Origin of the sequence: Shigella sp. FJ200513, from assembly GCF_040495915.1 — a bacterium.
Classification (GTDB): Bacteria; Pseudomonadota; Gammaproteobacteria; order Enterobacterales; family Enterobacteriaceae; genus ECMA0423.
The window spans coordinates 17,963-40,077 of sequence record NZ_JBDYCV010000013.1 but is presented as its reverse complement, the minus strand read 5'-3'; the positions used below and the strand labels follow the sequence as shown (position 1 = coordinate 40,077).

Below are 22,115 nucleotides of genomic sequence, written 5' to 3'. Positions count from 1 at the left end.
CTTAAGTGTTACCGTTGATGCCGCGCAAATCTCACCTGCAATAAAGCGACTAAAAGTAAGGCATTAACAAGATGAAAAAAGTGACTGCCATGCTCTTCTCGATGGCCGTGGGGCTTAATGCCGTTTCGATGGCGGCAAAAGCGAAAGCGTCCGAGGAGCAGGAAACTGATGTACTGTTGATTGGCGGCGGCATTATGAGCGCCACGTTGGGGACCTATTGACGCGAGCTGGAGCCTGAATGGTCGATGACCATGGTGGAGCGCCTGGAGGGGGGCGCGCAGGAGAGTTCGAACGGCTAGAACAACGCCGGAACCGGGCATTCTGCACTGATGGAACTGAACTACACCCCGCAAAACGCCGATGGCAGCATCAGTATTGAAAAAGCAGTCGCCATTAACGAAGCATTTCAGATTTCCCGCCAGTTCTGGGCGCACCAGGTCGAGCGCGGCGTGCTGCGTACTCCGCGTTCATTTATCAATACCGTTCCGCATATGAGCTTTGTCTGGGGCGAGGATAACGTTAATTTCCTGCGCGCCCGTTACGCCGCGTTGCAACAAAGCTCGCTGTTTCGCGGTATGCGTTACTCTGAAGATCACGCGCAGATCAAAGAGTGGGCACCGTTAGTGATGGAAGGGCGCGATCCGCAACAGAAATTGGCACTGATGTGAACTATGGTGAGATCACCCGCCAGTTAATTGCTTCCTTACAGAAGAAATCTAACTTCTCGCTGCAACTCAGCAGCGAAGTCCGCGCCCTAAAGCGTAATGACGATAACACCTGGACCGTTACCGTTGCCGATCTGAAAAACGGCACTGCACAGAACATCCGCGCCAAATTTGTCTTTATCGGCGCGGGCGGTGCGGCGCTGAAGCTGTTACAGGAATCGGGGATTCCGGAAGCGAAAGACTACGCCGGTTTCCCGGTGGGCGGACAGTTCCTTGTTTCGGAAAATCCAGACGTGGTTAATCGCCATCTGGCGAAAGTTTACGGTAAAGCATCCGTTGGCGCACCACCGATGTCGGTTCCGCATATCGATACCCGTGTTCTGGACGGTAAACGCGTAGTGCTGTTTGGGCCATTTGCCACCTTCTCAACCAAATTCCTCAAAAACGGTTCATTGTGGGATCTGATGAGTTCCACCACCACCTCTAACGTGATGCCGATGATGCACGTCGGGCTGGATAATTTCGATCTGGTGAAATATCTGGTGAGTCAGGTGATGTTGAGTGAAGAGGATCGTTTTGAAGCGTTGAAAGAGTACTATCCGCAAGCGAAAAAAGAGGACTGGCGTTTGTGGCAAGCGGGGCAGCGTGTGCAGATTATCAAGCGTGATGCCGAGAAAGGTGGCGTACTGCGTCTGGGTACCGAAGTGGTCAGTGACCAGCAAGGGACCATTGCGGCGCTGCTGGGGGCATCGCCAGGGGCGTCAACCGCCGCGCCGATTATGTTGAATCTACTGGAAAAAGTATTTGGCGATCGCGTTTCCAGCCCGCAATGGCAGGCTACGTTGAAAGCGATCGTTCCGTCTTATGGACGCAAGCTGAACGGTGATGTAGCGGCAACAGAACGCGAGTTGCAGTACACCAGCGAAGTGCTGGGGCTGAAATACGACAAACCGCAAGCAGCAGATAGTACGCCGAAACCGCAGTTGAAACCGCAACCCGTTCAAAAAGAAGTGGCGGATATTGCGTTGTAATGATGTGGCGTATACTGATAAGACGCGCCAGCGTCGCATCAGGCAACCGGCTCGGGCGTTAGATGTTGGATGCGGCGTAACCGCCTTATCCAACCAACGGGGTGCCGTACTTCACAACAGTTTAGCGAACTTCCGCGTTGTCAATTTTCTCTTCCGCCTTCCAGACGCGGTATTTCACATCTACATTGTCTGGCGTATACACCACGATCGGCAGCTTGCTGTTGTAACGCAGCATTCCAGCATCGCCCAGATACGCGGTGACAAATTTCTTCTCTTTCTTGCCATCCGGGCAGGCCATCATCGTGGAAACCGGCGAGCTAACTTTATCAAAGACATAATAATCATAGCCCCAGCCTTCCAGCGTTTTGCTTTCCAGCTTCCCGCCGAGACGATGCAAATTGCAATCGACTTCCAGCGTCTGACCGATTAACAGTTCTACTTTCAGGGTAGATTCATCTTCTTGCGGGGTTAACTGAATCACCTGACGCTTCATGCCTGTTTCAGCTTGTGGATAAGGCGCGATTTTTTCCAGTGGCTGGACGCTTTCTGCCGCCCAGGCGGAAGTGGTAGCGAAAGCGGCAAACAATACTTCAGGTAGAATGGTCTTCATTTTTTTGCTTTCCTTCTTCATTTATAGGTTTTCACCGATGATGTCGCTGAAGGTTAACATATTCATCAGATTTATTAATTTGCTTTATGAATAACTTAAAGAACATTCAGACAATTTTACCTGCTCTTTTAGTGTTAAATTCTGATGAGGGAGCAAACCAGCAGAAATATCTCTGGTGAATTAATCGCTATATAAATATGTTTATAACCATTTGAAATGTGAGCAAAAGCCCGTTTTTGCCACGCTTCCCGCCACTCTTTTGATCCTGCTACAGGTTTTACCCCGATCGGGGTATGCATCTTTGACACATCCTTTAATATCTTAGCGGCTATAAAAATGGCTTATTAATTATGCGGTCTATTTGGTCGCTCTCAATTTTCAGAGCGCGTTAATGATGGAAGGTCAATGTGAAGATTGATGCATCCCGTCGGGGCATACTCACTGGTTGCTGGCGCAAAGCCAGTAACGGTATCCGTCCGCCCTGGTCCGGTGATGAATCTCATTTTCTGACCCATTGCACCCGCTGCGACGCCTGTATTAATGCTTGTGAAAACAACATTCTGCAACGCGGCACGGGTGGCTATCCGAGCGTTAATTTCAAAAATAACGAGTGCAGCTTCTGTTACGCCTGCGCGCAGGCTTGCCCCGAATCGCTATTTTCTCCGCGCCACACCAGGGCCTGGGATTTGCAGTTCACCATCGGGGACGCGTGCCTGGCGTATCAGTCAGTTGAATGCCGCCGCTGTCAGGATAGCTGTGAGCCAATGGCAATTATCTTTCGCCCGACGCTCTCCGGGATCTACCAGGCGCAACTTAATAGCCAACTTTGCAACGGATGTGGAGCATGTGCAGCCAGCTGTCCGGTATCAGCCATAACTGCGGAGTATCTCCATGCACACTAACTGGCAAGTTTGCAGCCTGGTCGTGCAGGCCAAAAGCGAACGAATTTCAGACATCAGCACCCAACTGAACGCCTTTCCCGGCTGTGAAGTTGCTGTCAGCGACGCGCCGAGCGGTCAGTTGATTGTGGTGGTGGAAGCAGAAGACAGCGAAACGCTGATCCAAACCATTGAGTCAGTACGCAACGTAGAGGGCGTGCTGGCGGTGTCGCTGGTTTATCACCAGCAGGAAGAGCAAGGTGAGGAAACACCATGAAACTCAGTCGTCGTAGCTTTATGAAAGCTAACGCCGTTGCGGCCGCTGCGGCGGCTGCCGGTCTCAGCGTGCCGGGCGTTGCCCGCGCCGTTGTTGGTCAGCAGGAAGCCATTAAATGGGATAAAGCGCCGTGCCGTTTCTGCGGTACTGGTTGCGGCGTTCTGGTCGGAACGCAGCAGGGGCGTGTGGTGGCCTGTCAGGGCGACCCGGACGCACCGGTTAACCGTGGCCTGAACTGCATTAAGGGCTATTTCCTGCCCAAGATCATGTACGGTAAAGACCGTTTGACGCAGCCGCTGCTGCGTATGAAAAACGGTAAATATGACAAAGAAGGCGAATTTACCCCAATCACCTGGGATCAGGCCTTCGATGTGATGGAAGAGAAATTCAAAACCGCCCTGAAAGAAAAAGGGCCGGAATCGATCGGTATGTTCGGTTCTGGTCAGTGGACTATCTGGGAAGGTTATGCCGCGTCCAAGCTGTTCAAAGCGGGCTTCCGTTCGAACAACATCGACCCGAACGCACGTCACTGTATGGCGTCGGCAGTAGTTGGCTTTATGCGTACCTTTGGTATGGATGAGCCGATGGGCTGCTATGACGACATCGAGCAGGCTGACGCGTTTGTGCTGTGGGGCGCTAACATGGCGGAGATGCACCCGATCCTCTGGTCACGCATCACTAACAGTCGTCTCTCTAACCAGAACGTCACCGTGGCGGTGCTTTCTACCTACCAGCATCGTAGCTTCGAGCTGGCGGATAACGGCATCATCTTTACGCCGCAATCTGACCTGGTGATCCTGAACTACATCGCCAACTATATCATTCAAAACAATGCGATAAATCAGGACTTCTTCAGCAAGCACGTTAACCTGCGCAAAGGGGCGACGGACATCGGCTACGGTTTACGTCCGACCCATCCGCTGGAAAAAGCAGCGAAGAATCCGGGTTCTGACGCCTCCGAACCGATGAGCTTTGAAGATTACAAAGCCTTCGTTGCTGAGTATACGCTGGAAAAAACCGCTGAAATGACCGGCGTGCCGAAAGACCAGTTAGAACAACTGGCGCAGCTGTATGCCGATCCGAACAAGAAAGTCATCTCCTACTGGACGATGGGCTTCAACCAGCATACCCGTGGTGTGTGGGCTAACAACCTGGTCTACAACCTGCACCTGCTGACCGGCAAAATTTCCCAGCCGGGTTGCGGTCCGTTCTCCCTGACCGGGCAACCTTCTGCGTGTGGTACTGCGCGTGAAGTGGGCACCTTTGCTCACCGTCTGCCTGCGGACATGGTGGTAACTAACGAGAAACATCGTGATATCTGTGAGAAGAAGTGGAATATCCCGAGCGGCACCATTCCGGCGAAAATCGGTCTTCATGCGGTGGCACAAGACCGTGCGCTGAAAGACGGCAAGCTGAATGTTTACTGGACCATGTGTACCAACAACATGCAGGCCGGGCCGAACATCAATGAAGAGCGTATGCCGGGCTGGCGCGATCCGCGCAACTTCATCATCGTCTCCGATCCGTATCCGACAGTCAGTGCGCTGGCCGCCGACTTGATCCTGCCGACCGCAATGTGGGTAGAGAAAGAGGGCGCTTACGGTAACGCCGAACGCCGTACTCAGTTCTGGCGTCAGCAGGTACAGGCGCCAGGCGAAGCGAAATCGGATCTCTGGCAGTTAGTCCAGTTCTCCCGCCGCTTCAAAACTGAAGAAGTATGGCCGGAAGAGCTGCTGGCGAAGAAACCGGAACTGCGTGGCAAAACGCTGTACGAAGTTCTGTATGCCACCCCCGAAGTGAGCAAATTCCCGGTATCCGAACTGGCGGAAGATCAGCTGAACGATGAATCCCGCGAGCTGGGCTTCTATCTGCAAAAAGGGCTGTTCGAAGAGTACGCATGGTTTGGTCGCGGTCACGGTCACGATCTGGCACCGTTCGATGACTACCACAAAGCGCGCGGTCTGCGCTGGCCGGTGGTGAATGGTAAAGAAACACAGTGGCGTTACAGCGAAGGTAACGACCCGTACGTGAAAGCGGGCGAAGGCTATAAGTTCTACGGTAAACCGGATGGCAAAGCGGTGATCTTCGCACTGCCGTTCGAACCGGCGGCGGAAGCACCGGATGAAGAGTACGACCTGTGGCTCTCTACCGGACGCGTTCTGGAGCACTGGCACACCGGCAGTATGACTCGCCGTGTGCCGGAACTGCACCGCGCCTTCCCGGAAGCGGTCTTGTTTATTCACCCGCTGGATGCGAAAGCGCGCGATCTGCGCCGTGGCGACAAAGTGAAAGTGGTTTCTCGCCGTGGCGAAGTGATCTCGATTGTTGAAACGCGCGGTCGTAACCGTCCGCCACAGGGCCTGGTGTACATGCCGTTCTTCGACGCCGCACAGCTGGTTAACAAACTGACGCTGGATGCGACCGATCCGCTCTCGAAAGAGACGGACTTCAAGAAGTGCGCGGTCAAACTGGAGAAGGTGTAAGCCATTATGTCCCGGTCAGCGAAACCTCAAAATGGTCGCCGCCGCTTTCTGCGCGATGTCGTTCGCACAGCAGGCGGGCTGGCTGCCGTGGGTGTGGCGCTGGGGTTACAACAGCAAACCGCACGCGCATCTGGCGTGCGGTTGCGCCCGCCCGGAGCCATAAACGAGAACGCCTTTGCCAGTGCCTGTGTGCGTTGCGGTCAGTGTGTTCAGGCTTGCCCTTACGACACCTTAAAACTGGCGACGCTGGCCTCTGGTCTGTCGGCGGGCACGCCATATTTTGTCGCACGGGATATTCCTTGCGAAATGTGTGAGGACATTCCGTGCGCCAAAGTGTGCCCAAGCGGTGCGCTGGATCGTGAGATTGAATCGATCGACGACGCGCGGATGGGGCTGGCGGTACTGGTGGACCAGGAAAACTGTCTCAACTTTCAGGGGCTGCGCTGCGATGTTTGTTATCGCGAATGCCCGAAAATTGATGAGGCCATCACCTTGGAGCTGGAGCGCAACACGCGTACCGGTAAGCACGCCCGCTTTCTGCCGACGGTTCACAGCGACGCCTGTACCGGTTGCGGTAAGTGCGAAAAAGTATGCGTGCTGGAACAACCGGCAATCAAGGTGTTACCGCTGTCACTGGCGAAAGGGGAGTTAGGTCACCATTACCGCTTCGGCTGGCTGGAGGGGAACAATGGCAAATCGTAAACGTGACGCCGGGCGCGAGGCGCTGGAGAAAAAAGGCTGGTGGCGCAGTCACCGTTGGCTGGTGTTACGTCGCCTTTGTCAGTTCTTCGTGCTGGGGATGTTTTTGAGCGGTCCATGGTTTGGTGTGTGGATCTTGCACGGCAACTACAGCAGTAGCCTGTTATTCGACACCGTTCCGCTGACCGATCCGCTGATGACGCTGCAAAGTCTTGCCAGTGGTCATCTGCCTGCTACGGTGGCGTTGACCGGTGCGGTGATTATCACCGTGCTCTACGCCCTGGCGGGAAAGCGATTATTTTGCAGCTGGGTCTGCCCGCTGAACCCGATTACCGACTTAGCGAACTGGTTACGCAGGCGCTTTGACCTCAATCAGTCTGCGACGATCCCTCGCCACATTCGCTACGTGCTGTTGGTGGTCATTCTGGTGGGATCAGCCTTAACTGGCACGCTCATTTGGGAATGGATCAACCCCGTTTCTCTGATGGGGCGTAGCCTGGTAATGGGCTTCGGCAGCGGCGCGCTGCTTATTCTCGCGCTGTTTTTATTTGATCTACTGGTCGTTGAACACGGCTGGTGCGGGCACATTTGTCCGGTTGGCGCGCTGTATGGCGTGCTGGGTAGCAAAGGTGTGATTACCGTTGCGGCCAGCGATCGGCAGAAATGTAACCGCTGTATGGATTGTTTTCATGTTTGCCCGGAACCGCATGTGCTACGTGCCCCGGTGCTGGATGAACAAAGCCCGGTGCAGGTCACCAGCCGCGATTGCATGACGTGCGGTCGCTGCGTGGATGTCTGTTCTGAGGATGTATTTACAATAACTACACGATGGAGTTCGGGAGCGAAATCATGAAAAGCCATGACCTGAAGAAAGCGCTGTGTCAATGGACGGCGATGCTGGCCCTGGTGGTAAGCGGCGCGGTTTGGGCGGCTAATGGCGTCGATTTTAGCCAGTCGCCGGAAGTATCCGGGACGCAGGAAGGGGCCATTCGGATGCCAAAAGAGCAGGATCGGATGCCGCTGAACTATGTGAATCAGCCGCCAATGATCCCGCATAGCGTTGAAGGTTATCAGGTAACGACCAATACCAATCGCTGCTTGCAGTGCCACGGTGTCGAAAGCTATCGCACCACTGGCGCGCCGCGTATCAGTCCTACTCACTTTATGGACAGCGACGGCAAAGTGGGCGCGGAAGTGGCTCCGCGTCGTTATTTCTGTCTGCAATGTCACGTACCGCAGGCCGATACCGCGCCAATCGTGGGGAATACCTTTACCCCATCAAAAGGTTACGGGAAATAAGAGGTTATTATGGGAAATTCTGACCGTAAGCCTGGTCTGATTAAGCGCCTGTGGAAATGGTGGCGTACCCCCAGCCATCTGGCGCTGGGGACGCTGCTGTTGATCGGTTTTGTTGGCGGCATCGTCTTCTGGGGGGGCTTTAACACCGGGATGGAAAAAGCCAATACCGAAGAGTTCTGCATTAGCTGCCACGAAATGCGCAACACGGTGTATCAGGAATACATGGATTCCGTGCACTACAACAACCGTAGCGGCGTCCGTGCGACCTGTCCGGATTGTCACGTTCCGCACGAGTTTGTGCCGAAGATGATACGCAAGCTCAAAGCAAGTAAAGAGCTGTATGGTAAAATTTTTGGCGTTATTGACACGCCGCAGAAATTTGAAGCTCATCGTCTGACGATGGCACAGAATGAGTGGCGGCGCATGAAGGACAATAACTCGCAGGAGTGCCGTAACTGTCACAACTTCGAGTATATGGATACAACCGCCCAGAAATCGGTTGCCGCGAAGATGCATGACCAGGCGGTGAAAGATGGGCAAACCTGTATTGATTGCCATAAAGGGATCGCGCACAAGCTGCCCGATATGCGTGAAGTCGAGCCAGGTTTTTAACAGGGTTATTGCGTGGGTATGCTTGAAGCCAGAGAGTTACTTTGTGAGCGGGATGAACGAACCTTATTTAGTGGCTTGTCATTTACGCTGAACGCAGGAGAGTGGGTACAAATCACCGGTAGCAACGGCGCGGGGAAGACAACGCTTCTCCGTTTGCTGACGGGGTTGTCTCGCCCTGACGCTGGCGAGGTTCTCTGGCAAGGGCAGCCCTTGCATCAGGTACGCGACAGCTACCATCAAACCCTGTTATGGATAGGCCATCAGCCGGGGATCAAAACCCGGCTGACGGCGTTAGAAAATCTGCACTTTTATCATCGCGATGGCGATGCCGCACAATGTCTGGAAGCCTTGGCGCAGGCCGGGCTTGCCGGATTCGAAGATATTCCGGTAAATCAACTTTCTGCCGGGCAACAACGCCGCGTCGCTTTAGCGCGTCTGTGGTTGACCCGTGCCACATTATGGATCCTCGACGAGCCTTTTACCGCGATTGACGTTAACGGCGTCGATCGTCTGACCCAGCGTATGGCGCAGCATACGGAGCAGGGGGGGATTGTGATTCTGACTACCCACCAGCCGCTCAACGTTGCTGAAAGTAAAATTCGCCGCATTTCACTGACGCAAACGAGGGCCGCATGATGTTCTGGCGTATTTTCCGTCTTGAACTGCGCGTAGCGTTTCGCCATAGCGCCGAAATCGCCAACCCGCTGTGGTTCTTCCTGATTGTAATTACCCTTTTTCCGCTCAGTATCGGTCCGGAGCCGCAACTGCTGGCGCGTATTGCACCGGGCATTATCTGGGTTGCTGCGCTGCTTTCATCCTTGCTGGCGCTGGAACGACTGTTCCGTGACGATTTGCAGGACGGCAGTCTTGAACAATTGATGTTGTTGCCGTTACCCTTGCCCGCCGTTGTGCTGGCGAAGGTGATGGCGCACTGGATGGTAACCGGTCTGCCGTTACTCATCCTTTCGCCACTGGTAGCAATGCTACTGGGAATGGATGTTTATGGCTGGCAAGTGATGGCGCTGACGCTGCTGCTGGGAACGCCTACGCTTGGCTTTCTCGGTGCACCGGGCGTGGCGCTGACAGTGGGACTTAAGCGCGGTGGTGTGCTGCTCAGCATACTGGTGTTACCGCTGACTATCCCATTACTCATCTTTGCCACCGCCGCGATGGACGCGGCTTCTATGCATTTGCCCGTTGATGGGTATCTGGCAATTTTAGGCGCGTTGCTGGCAGGCACCGCGACATTAAGTCCTTTTGCGACGGCGGCAGCGTTACGAATCAGCATTCAATAACGCTGGATTACTGATTTTTGTTCGAGTCTGGTATCGAAACTATGTGGAAAACACTGCATCAACTGGCGATCCCACCACGGCTGTATCAAATCTGTGGCTGGTTTATACCGTGGCTGGCAATTGCCAGTGTGGTCGTGCTTACCGTCGGCTGGATCTGGGGATTCGGCTTTGCTCCGGCTGATTATCAGCAGGGAAATAGCTACCGCATTATCTACCTGCATGTGCCTGCGGCGATCTGGTCGATGGGCATTTATGCATCAATGGCGGTGGCGGCGTTTATTGGCCTTGTCTGGCAGATGAAAATGGCCAACCTGGCGGTGGCGGCGATGGCCCCCATTGGTGCCGTGTTTACCTTTATTGCCCTGGTTACCGGCTCTGCATGGGGAAAACCGATGTGGGGCACCTGGTGGGTATGGGATGCACGTCTGACTTCTGAACTGGTGCTGCTGTTTTTGTATGTGGGTGTGATTGCCCTGTGGCACGCCTTCGACGACCGCCGTCTGGCGGGCCGTGCGGCAGGTATCATGGTGCTGATTGGCGTGGTGAATCTGCCGATTATTCATTACTCCGTGGAGTGGTGGAACACCCTGCATCAGGGATCAACGCGGATGCAGCAAAGTATCGATCCGGCGATGCGTTCGCCGCTGCGCTGGTCGATTTTTGGCTTCCTGCTCCTGTCTGCCACGCTGACGCTGATGCGGATGCGTAATTTGATTTTGCTGATGGAAAAACGCCGTCCGTGGGTGAGTGAACTGATACTGAAAAGAGGCCGTAAATGACCCCTGCATTTGCTTCCTGGAATGAATTTTTCGCAATGGGCGGTTACGCCTTTTTTGTCTGGCTGGCGGTGGTGATGACCGTTATTCCGCTGGTGGTTTTGGTCGTGCACTCGGTGATGCAACATCGCGCAATTCTGCGTGGTGTGGCGCAACAGCGGGCGCGTGAGGCGCGTTTACGTGCTGCGCAACAGCAGGAGGCTGCATGAATATTCGCCGTAAAAACCGCTTGTGGATTGCCTGTGCCGTGTTGGCAGGGCTAGCGCTGACTATCGGTCTGGTGCTATATGCGCTGCGCTCGAATATCGATCTCTTTTATACGCCGGGGGAAATTCTCTACGGCAAGCGTGAAACTCAGCAGATGCCGGAAGTCGGTCAGCGTCTGCGCGTTGGCGGGATGGTGATGCCGGGTAGCGTGCAGCGCGATCCCAATTCGCTGAAAGTGACCTTCACCATTTACGATGCTGAAGGCTCAGTGGATGTCTCTTACGAAGGCATTTTGCCGGATCTGTTCCGTGAAGGGCAGGGCGTTGTGGTGCAGGGCGAGCTGGAAAAAGGCAATCATATCCTCGCGAAAGAAGTGCTGGCGAAACACGACGAAAACTACACGCCGCCAGAAGTTGAGAAAGCGATGGAAGCTAACCACCGTCGCCCGGCGAGTGTTTATAAGGACCCAGCATCATGATGCCGGAAATTGGAAACGGGCTGCTGTGCTTGGCGTTAGGGATTGCGCTGCTGCTGTCCGTGTATCCGCTATGGGGCGTGGCGCGCGGAGATGCGCGCATGATGGCGTCTTCCCGCTTGTTTGCCTGGCTGCTGTTTATGTCTGTGGCTGGCGCATTTCTGGTGCTGGTCAATGCTTTCGTGGTCAACGACTTTACCGTCACCTATGTTGCCAGCAACTCCAATACCCAGCTTCCGGTGTGGTATCGCGTGGCGGCTACTTGGGGCGCGCATGAAGGTTCGCTTCTGCTGTGGGTGCTGCTGATGAGCGGCTGGACCTTTGCGGTGGCGATTTTTAGTCAGCGTATTCCGCTGGATATTGTGGCCCGTGTACTGGCGATAATGGGGATGGTCAGCGTCGGCTTTTTGCTGTTCATTCTCTTTACCTCTAACCCGTTCTCACGCACGCTGCCGAACTTCCCGATTGAAGGGCGCGATCTTAACCCGCTGTTACAGGATCCGGGGCTGATCTTCCATCCGCCTCTGCTTTATATGGGGTACGTGGGTTTCTCGGTGGCGTTTGCTTTTGCCATTGCTTCTTTGCTGAGCGGGCGTCTGGACAGCACTTATGCGCGTTTTACTCGCCCGTGGACGCTGGCGGCGTGGATTTTCCTAACGCTCGGCATTGTGCTCGGTTCCGCATGGGCCTATTACGAACTCGGCTGGGGTGGCTGGTGGTTCTGGGATCCGGTAGAAAACGCCTCGTTTATGCCGTGGCTGGTGGGGACTGCACTGATGCACTCACTGGCGGTCACTGAACAACGCGCCAGCTTCAAAGCGTGGACATTACTGCTGGCAATCAGTGCCTTCTCGTTGTGTCTGTTGGGGACTTTCCTCGTGCGTTCCGGCGTGCTGGTATCGGTACACGCGTTTGCGTCTGATCCGGCGCGCGGTATGTTTATCCTCGCCTTTATGGTGCTGGTGATTGGCGGTTCGCTGCTGCTGTTTGCCGCGCGTGGACACAAAGTTCGCTCACGCGTAAACAATGCGCTGTGGTCGCGGGAATCTTTGCTGTTAGCGAACAACGTTTTGCTGGTCGCCGCGATGCTGGTGGTGTTGCTGGGGACGCTGCTGCCGCTGGTGCACAAGCAACTTGGACTGGGCAGTATTTCGATTGGCGAACCGTTCTTCAACACCATGTTTACCTGGCTGATGGTGCCGTTTGCGCTACTGCTTGGTGTCGGTCCTCTGGTGCGCTGGGGGCGCGATCGCCCACGTAAAATCCGCAATTTATTGATTATCGCCTTCATCTCTACGCTGGTGCTGTCTCTGCTGTTGCCGTGGCTGTTCGAAAGCAAAGTTGTGGCGATGACGGTGCTCGGCCTGGCAATGGCCTGCTGGATTGCGGTGCTGGCAACTGCGGAAGCTGCGCTGCGTATTTCACGCGGCACGAAAACCACCTTCAGTTATTGGGGGATGGTGGCGGCTCACCTGGGGCTGGCAGTGACAATTGTTGGCATTGCCTTTAGCCAGAATTATAGCGTTGAGCGTGATGTGCGCATGAAGTCCGGCGATAGCGTCGATATTCATGAATATCGCTTCACCTTCCGTGATGTCAAAGAGGTGACTGGCCCGAACTGGCGCGGCGGTGTGGCGACTATTGGCGTAACGCGAGAGGGTAAACCGGAAACGGTGCTGTATGCGGAAAAACGTTATTACAACACTGCCGGGTCGATGATGACCGAAGCGGCAATTGACGGCGGCATCACGCGTGACCTGTACGCCGCGCTCGGTGAAGAGCTGGAAAACGGCGCGTGGGCCGTGCGTCTTTACTACAAACCATTTGTTCGCTGGATTTGGGCGGGCGGGCTGATGATGGCGTTGGGCGGACTGCTGTGTCTGTTTGATCCTCGCTATCGTAAGCGCGTGAGTCCGCAAAAAACTGCGCCGGAGGCCGTATGAAGCGCAAAGTATTGTTAATTCCGTTGATTATCTTCCTGGCGATTGCCGCGGCGCTGCTGTGGCAGCTGGCGCGTAATGCCGAAGGGGATGATCCGACCAATCTGGAATCGGCGCTCATTGGCAAGCCTGTGCCGAAGTTTCGTCTCGAATCACTGGACAATCCGGGGCAGTTTTATCAGGCGGATGTGCTGACTCAGGGCAAACCAGTACTGCTTAACGTCTGGGCGACTTGGTGTCCGACCTGCCGTGCGGAACATCAATATCTGAATCAGCTTTCAGCGCAGGGCATTCGCGTGGTCGGCATGAACTATAAAGACGATCGCCAGAAGGCAATCAGCTGGCTGAAAGAGCTGGGCAATCCTTACGCGCTAAGCCTGTTTGATGGCGACGGCATGTTAGGGCTGGATCTCGGTGTCTATGGCGCGCCAGAAACCTTCCTTATTGACGGCAACGGTATCATTCGCTATCGCCATGCGGGCGATCTCAATCCTCGCGTCTGGGAAGAAGAGATCAAGCCGCTGTGGGAGAAATACAGTAAGGAGGCCGCACAATGAGGTTTTTATTGGGCGTGCTGATGCTGATGATCTCCGGCTCAGCGCTGGCGACCATCGACGTGTTGCAGTTTAAAGATGAAGCACAGGAACAACAGTTCCGTCAGCTCACTGAAGAACTGCGCTGCCCGAAATGCCAGAACAACAGCATTGCCGATTCCAACTCGATGATTGCCACCGACCTGCGTCAGAAAGTGTATGAACTGATGCAGGAAGGTAAAAGTAAAAAAGAGATTGTCGATTATATGGTGGCGCGTTACGGCAACTTCGTCACTTACGATCCGCCGTTAACGCCGCTGACCGTGCTGCTGTGGGTGCTGCCAGTAGTGGCTATTGGCATTGGCGGTTGGGTCATATACGCCCGCTCGCGGCGTCGGGTACGCGTGGTGCCGGAAGCGTTTCCTGAACAAAGCGTGCCGGAAGGTAAGCGTGCCGGATATGTTGTTTATCTGCCGGGTATTGTGGTGGCGTTAATTGTGGCTGGCGTCAGCTACTACCAGACTGGCAATTATCAGCAGGTGAAAATCTGGCAGCAGGCCACGGCACAGGCTCCGGCGTTGCTGGACAGGGCGCTGGACCCGAAAGCCGATCCGCTCAACGAAGAAGAGATGTCGCGCCTTGCGCTGGGGATGCGTACTCAACTGCAAAAAAATCCGGGAGATATAGAAGGCTGGATTATGTTGGGCCGCGTTGGCATGGCGCTGGGTAACGCCAGTATCGCCACCGATGCATACGCTACTGCGTATCGCCTCGATCCGAAGAACAGCGATGCCGCACTGGGATACGCTGAAGCGTTGACTCGTTCATCTGATCCCAACGACAACCGCCTCGGCGGTGAACTGCTACGTCAGCTGGTGAGAACGGACCATAGCAATATCCGTGTGCTAAGCATGTATGCGTTTAATGCCTTTGAGCAGCAGCGATTTGGCGAAGCCGTTGCCGCGTGGGAGATGATGTTGAAACTCTTACCTGCCAACGATACTCGCCGTGCGGTGATTGAACGTAGTATCGCGCAGGCGATGCAACATTTGTCGCCGCAGGAGAGTAAATAAAAAGAGGCCCGATGGTGATGCCATCGGGCTAGACTGATGACAAAGTGCGCTTAGTTTATGCCGGATGCGGCGTGAACGCCTTATCCGGCCTACAAAATTGTGTAAATTCAATAAATTGATCGATCCACGTAGGCCTGATAAGCGTAGCGCATCAGGCAGTTTTGCGTTTGTCATAAATCTCAGCCCGATGATAAATCCATCGGGCTATTTTTATTGTGCCCCGCGTTGTTGCAGGAACAGAATGGTGGCCGCCACGCGTGAGCGGACATTGAGTTTACGCAGCAGATTGCGAATATGTACTTTTACTGTCTGCTCGGAAATATTCAACACCGATGCAATCTGTTTATTTGACAGCCCCTGTGCCAGCTCGTGCAGAACATCCAGCTCGCGCTCCGTCAGCACGCTGAAGGGATCTTCTTCCGCGCCAAACATTTCACGTTCACGTAAGTACTGATTGACGCGTTCGCTAAAGACTTTGCTGCCTTTCGCTCCGGTACGAATCGCTTCCAGCAATACTTCCGGGTCGCTGTCTTTCAACAGATAACCGTCTGCGCCTGCGTCTATCAGCGCAAAGACATCGCTGGAGGCATCGGATACGGTCAGGATAATAATTTGCGCGGTAACGCCATCCCTGCGCAAGGCATTGAGGGTATCCAGGCCACTCATACCTTTCATATTGAGATCCAGCAAGATCACGTCGATATCCAGTCTATTCGCCAGATCGATCGCGCTCGCGCCTTCGCCCGCTTCGGCGACCACTTCAAAGCCAGGATCAAGCTCCAGTAACTGACGAACACCGCGTCGCATAAGTGGATGATCATCCACAATCATCACCTGAAAAGGCGTTGCTTCAGGCATAGTAGTCTCCTGAGGTTTTATTAGAATCATTATGTTTGAGCGTAGCGTTGGTAACGCTACCAGGCGCGTGAATGTTACCCCATTTTATGTATGGACATGTAGTGAAAACTACAACCTTGTCGTTCGCTTTGGCATCATTTTTATTATAAAGACGGAATTTTGCATCAGCTTCTCATCAAGAAAAACAACTAAAAAATCAATCACAATACTTGTGCATTTCTTTAAACAGTTTTTAAAAACTGACTCCGGGTATGGAGCTATGGGTATTTTCTGTACCCAATGCTTTTAACTGCAATTAATTTCATAGGATGAAAGCTCAATGCATCAATCTGGTTCTGTTTCTCTTTGTCGTTCCGCAATATCTGTTCTGGTGGCTACAGCGTTATATTCACCCATAGCATTGGCATCAACAGTTGAGTATGGTGAGACAGTTGATGGTGTTATCCTGGAAAAAGATATCCAGCTGGTTTATGGGACCGCCAATAATACGAAAATCAATCCTGGCGGAGAACAGCATATAAAAGAATTTGGTGTAAGTAGTAATACTGAAATTAACGGAGGGTATCAATACATTGAAATGAATGGTACCGCAGAATACTCAGTATTAAATGATGGTTATCAAATTGTTCAAATGGGTGGCGCGGCAAACCAGACTACCCTCAATAATGGTGTGCTACAGGTTTATGGCCCAGCGAATGATACCACGATTAAAGGCGGGCGCTTAATCGTTGAAAAAGATGGGGGGGCCGTTTTTGCCGCTATCGAAAAGGGAGGACTACTGGAGGTTAAAGAGGGGGGATTTGCGCTTGCGGTAGATCAGAAAACAGGCGGTGCTATTAAAACAACCACGCGGGCCATGGAGGTATTCGGAACAAACCGTCTCGGTCAGTTCGATATCAAGAATGGTATTGCTAATAATATGTTGTTGGAAAACGGCGGAAGTTTGCGAGTTGAAGAAAATGACTTCGCTTATAATACTACTGTGGATAGTGGCGGCTTACTGGAGGTTATGGATGGCGGGACTGCAACTGGCGTTGATAAAAAAGCAGGCGGGAAATTAATTGTCTCAACGAATGCGCTGGAAGTGAGTGGTACAAACAGTAAAGGCCAATTTAGTATAAAGGATGGTGTGTCAAAAAATTATGAACTGGATGATGGTTCCGGGCTCATTGTTATGGAGGACACGCAGGCCATTGACACTATCCTTGATGAGCATGCCACTATGCAATCGCTGGGAAAGGATACTGGTACGAAAGTGCAGGCAAATGCGGTATATGATCTCGGTCGATCAGACCAGAATGGAAGTATCACGTATTCCTCAAAAGCCATCTCTGAAAATATGGTAATCAACAATGGCCGCGCTAATGTCTGGGCTGGCACAATGGTTAACGTGTCAGTCAGAGGGAATGATGGCATTCTTGAGGTCATGAAGCCGCAAATAAATTATGCACCCGCTATGTTGGTGGGTAAGGTAGTGGTTTCTGAGGGCGCTTCTTTTAGAACGCATGGTGCCGTGGATACCAGCAAAGCGGACGTTTCGCTCGAAAATAGCGCATGGACCATCATTGCCGATATCACTACGACGAACCAAAACACTCGCCTCAACTTAGCCAACCTTGCGATGTCCGGCGCAAATGTGATTATGATGGCTGAGCCAGTGACTCGTTCATCTGTGACGGCAAGTGCGGAAAATTTCATTACGTTGACCACCAATACCCTGTCGGGAAACGGCAATTTTTATATGCGTACCGATATGGCCAATCATCAGAGCGATCAGCTCAACGTCACCGGTCAGGCAACAGGTGATTTCAAAATATTCGTGACGGACACCGGTGCCAGCCCGGCAGCAGGAGATAGCCTTACACTGGTAACAACGGGCGGCGGTGATGCTGCATTTACGTTGGGCAATGCCGGAGGCGTTGTTGATATCGGTACGTATGAATATACCTTGCTGGATAATGGCAACCATAGCTGGAGCCTCGCAGAGAATCGCGCGCAAATTACCCCTTCAACCACTGATGTGCTGAACATGGCAGCCGCACAACCGCTGGTATTTGATGCAGAACTGGACACCGTGCGTGAGCGTCTTGGTAGCGTAAAAGGCGTTAGTTACGATACGGTGATGTGGAGTTCGGCAATTAACACCCGCAACAACGTGACCACTGATGCGGGAGCTGGTTTTGAGCAAACATTGACGGGCCTGACGCTCGGTATCGATAGCCGTTTCTCCCGTGAAGAAAGCAGTACAATTCGCGGCTTGTTCTTTGGTTACTCTCATTCTGATATTGGTTTTGATCGCGGCGGAAAAGGTAATATCGATAGCTATACCCTGGGGGCTTATGCCGGTTGGGAGCATCAGAACGGTGCCTATGTTGATGGGGTGGTGAAAGTTGACCGTTTTGCCAACACCATCCATGGCAAGATGAGTAATGGGGCAACAGCGTTTGGCGATTACAATAGTAACGGCGCGGGTGCTCATGTTGAGAGCGGGTTCCGTTGGGTTGACGGATTGTGGAGTGTTAGACCCTATCTGGCCTTTACCGGCTTTACCACAGATGGTCAGGACTACACGTTATCAAACGGCATGCGCGCGGATGTGGGAAATACCCGGATATTACGCGCTGAAGCGGGAACGGCGGTAAGCTATCACATGGACCTGCAAAACGGTACGACGCTGGAACCCTGGCTGAAAGCCGCCGTGCGTCAGGAATACGCCGATTCTAACCAGGTGAAAGTTAATGACGATGGCAAATTTAATAATGATGTGGCTGGAACCAGTGGCGTTTATCAGGCTGGGATAAGGTCATCGTTTACCCCGACGTTAAGCGGTCATTTGTCAGTCAGCTATGGCAATGGCGCAGGGGTAGAATCGCCGTGGAATACTCAGGCGGGTGTGGTCTGGACGTTCTGATAACAGAAAATAAACAGGCTGTGATGTGTCACGGTCTGTTTATCGAATTAATTGCAGATATAAAAAAACCAACCGTAAGGGTTGGTTTTTTCTTGGGATTTTTGGTCGGCACGAGAGGATTTGAACCTCCGACCCCCGACACCCCATGACGGTGCGCTACCAGGCTGCGCTACGTGCCGACTCGTGGCTGCTAATACTACCGTTTTCCACACCGATTGCAAGTAAGATATTTCGCTAACTGATTTATAATTAATCAGTTAGCGATAAAACGCTTCTCGTCTGTCAGCACTTGCAATAACAAACTTAACTGTGGTTTTTCATCTTTCACTCTTTCACCACGTAAGTTGTAAGTGCGGTATTTACCGTTATTGTTCAGCACCAGCGTCTTTTTCGGGGTGGTAATTGCCAGCGTATCGTTATCCGCAGCAGTAACCCAGTAATGACGGCGTTGAGGGTTGAACAAATCCTGACCTTGCGAATATTCGCTGGCAGGTGTGCTGACATGCAGCAGGCGTTGCATCAGCGTCGTCATCAGATCGGTATGATCAGTCAGAGCATTAATACGCTGCGCCGGCGTGCCTGGCCAGTGAATCACTAATGGCACCTGCAGATGACCGTGGGACCAGTCAAAGGTTTCTTCCTCTTCGCTCAGTGGAATACCCCGACCGGCAGTGATAATCACCACCGTATTGTCCAGTTTGCCAGAATCACGCAGTGCATTGAGCACGCGTTTGATCTGGTCATCGACATTGCCTGCCGCCCGGCTATATTTCCGTGCAAATGCCTGCTGATTGCTGTCGTCAATGTTAGTGCCATTGAAAGAAACCCACGAGAACCAGCGGTTATCTTCTTGTGCGTAGCGGCCCAGCCAGTTGATCCACTGCGTGGCGGTCTGATCGTCAGATTGGGTGCGTACGCTCGGCATCGAGAAATCTGACAACAATGCCTGGCGATACAGCGGGCTGGTAAAGCCATCTGATGAGAATAACCCCAGCTGATAGCCTTGCTGATTAAGCGCAGTAATTAATGCCGCAGGCGTACGGGTCGACAGAATGCCGTCCATATAGCTCGGCGAGATGCCATAGAACAGGCCAAAGATGCCGTTGTCTGTAGTGTTGCCGGAGCTCATATGGCGCGTGAACGAAATATTTTGCTCAGCAAAACCTGCCAGCGCAGGCATCTGCTTCTCGAAGCGTGAGTAGTTCAGGCCATCGACAGTAATCAACAGCACATTCTGCCCGGTGCCCATATCGCGATAGCGCAGTTCGCTTAACGGATACTGTACGGAAACGGCGTCTGGATTACCTTGCTCAATAAGACGGCGTTGATACTCCTGCGCATCAAGCAGGCCATGCTTCTCAAGGAAACGTCGCGCCGTCATCGGGTACGAAAGCGGCAGGTTAGCGCGCTGCATGGTGATCGGGCGATAGAAGTTGGCATCGGCCCAGATATACACCACATGCGAGGCGATAAAGGCGATAAATAAGAATGCGGCCAGCGGGCGCGCGAAGCGTCGACGACGCGTCAGGCTGCGCAGCTTTTGCCAGCTCCACGTCGCAAACACCAGTTCAAGCAATAAAATAACCGGCACGCTGATGAACATCAGCTGCCAGTCGCGCGCCATCTCATTTTCGTCTGGGTTGATAACCAACTGCCAGACGATGGGATTAAGATGGAGATGGAAACGAGTAAAGACTTCGCTATCGATCAGTAATAGCGTCATTCCCGCCGTCGCCAGAATGACGGACAAAAACCTCATCAGCCTCTGGGAGCCGACGATAAAGGTCAGCGGGAAGAGGATCAGCAAGTAGGTGGCGAACACTAGGAAGCTGAAATGGCCGATAATGCTTACGTAGGAATAAATGCGACCAGCAAGCGTTGTCGGCCAGTCGGCGATAAACAGGTAACGGCTGCCAATGACGAGCGAAAGCAGAATATTGAACAGTGCAAACCAGTGCCCCCAACTGACCATCTGGGAGACTTTTTCACGGTAGCGCTGACGATGAGTTACCATAACCTGTTATCTGTTTCCCTTAGTGCGCTTTGTCTTCGTTGATAGAGGACTGTAAGGCGCTGGCAAAAGAGTTGGCAATTGCCTGGCGTTGGGCCGGGGCAATGCTGGTGTTGATAAGGTTAGTGACCATGTTGCCTAACACCATCAGGGAAAGGTCGGTCGGAGCCTTATGTTTTTCCAGTACGTTGAGCAGCTCTGCGAGCAATTGTTCAACCTGTTCATTACTGTAGCGGGAAATTTGTGGCATAAATCGAAATCAGTTAGTTGATGAAAGGGCAACATATTACCGTAGCAACGGTTTTTTTTCTGCTTTTTTATGCGTTAAATCATTCTCGTTACGCTGCCTTCTGTAAAATGACCGCCATCTTTTATTGCGTCGCTTAACTGGCGGTGGTTGAATACCGCCCGGTCTTAAAGGAGAGTTTATCATGAGTCTGGATATCAACCAGATTGCTCTGCACCAGCTTATCAAGCGTGATGAGCAGAACCTTGAGCTGGTGTTGCGCGATTCATTGCTGGAACCGACAGAAACCGTCGTTGAGATGGTGGCAGAACTGCATCGGGTCTATAGCGCCAAAAATAAAGCTTACGGCTTGTTTAGCGAAGAGAGTGAACTGGCGCAGACGCTGCGCTTACAGCGTCAGGGCGAAGAGGACTTTCTGGCATTTAGCCGCGCGGCAACCGGTCGCCTGCGTGACGAATTAGCGAAATATCCTTTTGCTGACGGTGGATTCGTGCTGTTTTGCCACTACCGTTATCTGGCGGTGGAGTATTTGCTGGTGGCAGTTCTGAGCAACCTGAGCAGTATGCGCGTTAACGAAAATCTCGACATCAACCCAACCCATTATCTTGATATCAATCATGCGGATATTGTTGCGCGTATCGATTTAACCGAATGGGAAACCAATCCAGAGTCCACCCGCTATCTCACTTTCCTGAAAGGGCGAGTAGGGCGCAAAGTGGCGGATTTCTTTATGGATTTCCTCGGGGCCAGCGAAGGATTGAACGCGAAAGCGCAAAACCGTGGGCTGTTGCAAGCGGTTGATGATTTCACTGCCGAAGCACAACTGGATAAAGCAGAGCGACAGAACGTGCGCCAGCAGGTTTATAGCTACTGTAATGAGCAGCTGCAGGCAGGCGAAGAGATCGAACTGGAATCGCTGTCGAAAGAGCTGGCAGGCGTAAGCGAAGTGAGCTTCACGGAGTTTGCGGCTGAAAAAGGCTACGAACTGGAAGAGAGCTTCCCGGCAGACCGTAGCACACTGCGTCAGTTGACGAAGTTTGCCGGTAGCGGCGGTGGCTTGACTATTAACTTTGATGCGATGCTGTTAGGTGAACGCATCTTCTGGGATCCAGCAACCGATACCTTGACCATTAAAGGCACGCCGCCGAATTTGCGCGACCAATTGCAGCGCCGGACGTCTGGCGGCAATTAATCGGTTTTGTGTTCTGAATGCCAGATGCGGCGTGAACGCCTTA

The 22,115-nt window shown here is 53.0% G+C and carries 22 protein-coding genes, 1 tRNA gene and 1 pseudogene; 18 read left to right on the top strand and 6 right to left on the bottom strand.

Going from position 1 to position 22,115, the window contains the following annotated elements; translation table 11 throughout:
• Window positions 1–71: 71 nt before the first annotated feature.
• A pseudogene (gene mqo, locus ABZJ92_RS04865) lies at window positions 72–1,696 on the top strand (malate dehydrogenase (quinone)).
• Window positions 1,697–1,817: 121 nt separating this feature from the next.
• Here mqo and eco read toward each other — a convergent pair.
• Together eco and yojO are read right to left on the bottom strand one after the other, a co-directional pair.
• Window positions 1,818–2,327 (bottom strand): serine protease inhibitor ecotin, encoded by a 510-nt coding sequence (gene eco / locus ABZJ92_RS04860; protein ID WP_000712259.1) that lies wholly within the window; start codon window positions 2,325–2,327, stop codon window positions 1,818–1,820.
• Between the two features lie 113 nt (window positions 2,328–2,440).
• Window positions 2,441–2,605 (bottom strand): protein YojO, encoded by a 165-nt coding sequence (yojO, locus tag ABZJ92_RS04855; RefSeq protein ID WP_001296837.1) that lies wholly within the window; start codon window positions 2,603–2,605, stop codon window positions 2,441–2,443.
• A gap of 108 nt (window positions 2,606–2,713) precedes the next feature.
• Between yojO and napF the strand changes: the two genes are divergently transcribed.
• From napF to ccmH, 15 genes are read left to right on the top strand one after another with little or no spacing between them, the layout of a single operon-like run.
• On the top strand, window positions 2,714–3,208 hold the full coding sequence (gene napF, locus ABZJ92_RS04850) for a ferredoxin-type protein NapF (RefSeq protein ID WP_000686713.1): 495 nt from the start codon (window positions 2,714–2,716) through the stop codon (window positions 3,206–3,208).
• A complete protein-coding gene (gene napD / locus ABZJ92_RS04845; protein ID WP_000557378.1) occupies window positions 3,198–3,461 on the top strand; it encodes a chaperone NapD in 264 nt (87 codons plus the stop codon). Before napF ends, napD begins: the two co-directional genes overlap by 11 nt.
• Complete coding sequence (gene napA / locus ABZJ92_RS04840; RefSeq protein ID WP_000778072.1) at window positions 3,458–5,944, top strand: periplasmic nitrate reductase subunit alpha; 2,487 nt, start codon at window positions 3,458–3,460, stop codon at window positions 5,942–5,944. Before napD ends, napA begins: the two co-directional genes overlap by 4 nt.
• A 6-nt stretch (window positions 5,945–5,950) precedes the next feature.
• Window positions 5,951–6,646 carry a ferredoxin-type protein NapG gene (gene napG / locus ABZJ92_RS04835; RefSeq protein ID WP_000091291.1) on the top strand — a complete coding sequence of 232 codons (696 nt, stop codon included), beginning with the start codon at window positions 5,951–5,953 and terminating at the stop codon, window positions 6,644–6,646.
• Window positions 6,633–7,496 (top strand): quinol dehydrogenase ferredoxin subunit NapH, encoded by an 864-nt coding sequence (gene napH, locus ABZJ92_RS04830; RefSeq protein WP_000013513.1) that lies wholly within the window; start codon window positions 6,633–6,635, stop codon window positions 7,494–7,496. Before napG ends, napH begins: the two co-directional genes overlap by 14 nt.
• The gene (napB, locus tag ABZJ92_RS04825) at window positions 7,493–7,942 is read left to right on the top strand and encodes a nitrate reductase cytochrome c-type subunit (protein ID WP_000835174.1); all 450 of its coding nucleotides are present in this window, start codon (window positions 7,493–7,495) and stop codon (window positions 7,940–7,942) included. Before napH ends, napB begins: the two co-directional genes overlap by 4 nt.
• Before the next feature lie 9 nt (window positions 7,943–7,951).
• Window positions 7,952–8,554 carry a cytochrome c-type protein NapC gene (napC, locus tag ABZJ92_RS04820; RefSeq protein ID WP_000528367.1) on the top strand — a complete coding sequence of 201 codons (603 nt, stop codon included), beginning with the start codon at window positions 7,952–7,954 and terminating at the stop codon, window positions 8,552–8,554.
• 12 nt (window positions 8,555–8,566) lie between these two features.
• A complete protein-coding gene (ccmA, locus tag ABZJ92_RS04815) occupies window positions 8,567–9,190 on the top strand; it encodes a cytochrome c biogenesis heme-transporting ATPase CcmA (protein ID WP_000525596.1) in 624 nt (207 codons plus the stop codon).
• Window positions 9,187–9,849 (top strand): heme exporter protein CcmB, encoded by a 663-nt coding sequence (gene ccmB, locus ABZJ92_RS04810; protein ID WP_000971730.1) that lies wholly within the window; start codon window positions 9,187–9,189, stop codon window positions 9,847–9,849. The genes ccmA and ccmB overlap by 4 nt, the downstream gene beginning before the upstream one ends.
• Window positions 9,850–9,890: 41 nt before the next feature.
• Window positions 9,891–10,628: a heme exporter protein CcmC gene (gene ccmC, locus ABZJ92_RS04805; RefSeq protein ID WP_005085159.1), complete on the top strand. Its 738-nt coding sequence runs from the start codon at window positions 9,891–9,893 to the stop codon at window positions 10,626–10,628.
• Window positions 10,625–10,834 carry a heme exporter protein CcmD gene (ccmD, locus tag ABZJ92_RS04800; RefSeq protein WP_000186540.1) on the top strand — a complete coding sequence of 70 codons (210 nt, stop codon included), beginning with the start codon at window positions 10,625–10,627 and terminating at the stop codon, window positions 10,832–10,834. Before ccmC ends, ccmD begins: the two co-directional genes overlap by 4 nt.
• Complete coding sequence (gene ccmE / locus ABZJ92_RS04795; RefSeq protein WP_001026418.1) at window positions 10,831–11,310, top strand: cytochrome c maturation protein CcmE; 480 nt, start codon at window positions 10,831–10,833, stop codon at window positions 11,308–11,310. The genes ccmD and ccmE overlap by 4 nt, the downstream gene beginning before the upstream one ends.
• Entirely contained in the window at window positions 11,307–13,250 is a 1,944-nt protein-coding gene (ccmF, locus tag ABZJ92_RS04790; protein WP_000982459.1) for a cytochrome c-type biogenesis heme lyase CcmF, read from the top strand. Before ccmE ends, ccmF begins: the two co-directional genes overlap by 4 nt.
• Window positions 13,247–13,804, top strand: a complete 558-nt coding sequence (gene dsbE, locus ABZJ92_RS04785; RefSeq protein WP_000824439.1) for a thiol:disulfide interchange protein DsbE — start codon at window positions 13,247–13,249, stop codon at window positions 13,802–13,804. Before ccmF ends, dsbE begins: the two co-directional genes overlap by 4 nt.
• Entirely contained in the window at window positions 13,801–14,853 is a 1,053-nt protein-coding gene (gene ccmH, locus ABZJ92_RS04780) for a cytochrome c-type biogenesis thiol:disulfide oxidoreductase CcmH (RefSeq protein WP_001211575.1), read from the top strand. Before dsbE ends, ccmH begins: the two co-directional genes overlap by 4 nt.
• 210 nt (window positions 14,854–15,063) lie before the next feature.
• Here the strand turns inward: ccmH and narP are convergent, their stop codons facing one another.
• A complete protein-coding gene (gene narP, locus ABZJ92_RS04775; RefSeq protein WP_005046798.1) occupies window positions 15,064–15,711 on the bottom strand; it encodes a nitrate/nitrite response regulator protein NarP in 648 nt (215 codons plus the stop codon).
• Window positions 15,712–16,030: 319 nt separating this feature from the next.
• Here narP and yejO point away from each other — a divergent pair, with 319 nt between their 5' ends.
• Window positions 16,031–18,622 carry an autotransporter YejO gene (gene yejO, locus ABZJ92_RS04770; RefSeq protein WP_014532300.1) on the top strand — a complete coding sequence of 864 codons (2,592 nt, stop codon included), beginning with the start codon at window positions 16,031–16,033 and terminating at the stop codon, window positions 18,620–18,622.
• Between the two features lie 102 nt (window positions 18,623–18,724).
• On the opposite strand, the gene ABZJ92_RS04765 is transcribed toward yejO, so the two are convergent.
• From ABZJ92_RS04765 to ABZJ92_RS04755, 3 genes are all read right to left on the bottom strand, one after another.
• Window positions 18,725–18,801, bottom strand: a tRNA-Pro gene (locus ABZJ92_RS04765).
• A 74-nt stretch (window positions 18,802–18,875) separates the two neighbouring features.
• Window positions 18,876–20,636 (bottom strand): LPS biosynthesis-modulating metalloenzyme YejM, encoded by a 1,761-nt coding sequence (yejM, locus tag ABZJ92_RS04760; protein ID WP_000256188.1) that lies wholly within the window; start codon window positions 20,634–20,636, stop codon window positions 18,876–18,878.
• 19 nt (window positions 20,637–20,655) lie between these two features.
• Window positions 20,656–20,883 (bottom strand): YejL family protein, encoded by a 228-nt coding sequence (locus tag ABZJ92_RS04755; RefSeq protein ID WP_001135673.1) that lies wholly within the window; start codon window positions 20,881–20,883, stop codon window positions 20,656–20,658.
• A gap of 181 nt (window positions 20,884–21,064) precedes the next feature.
• Between ABZJ92_RS04755 and yejK the strand changes: the two genes are divergently transcribed.
• The gene (gene yejK / locus ABZJ92_RS04750) at window positions 21,065–22,072 is read left to right on the top strand and encodes a nucleoid-associated protein YejK (RefSeq protein ID WP_000050789.1); all 1,008 of its coding nucleotides are present in this window, start codon (window positions 21,065–21,067) and stop codon (window positions 22,070–22,072) included.
• Window positions 22,073–22,115: the final 43 nt, after the last annotated feature.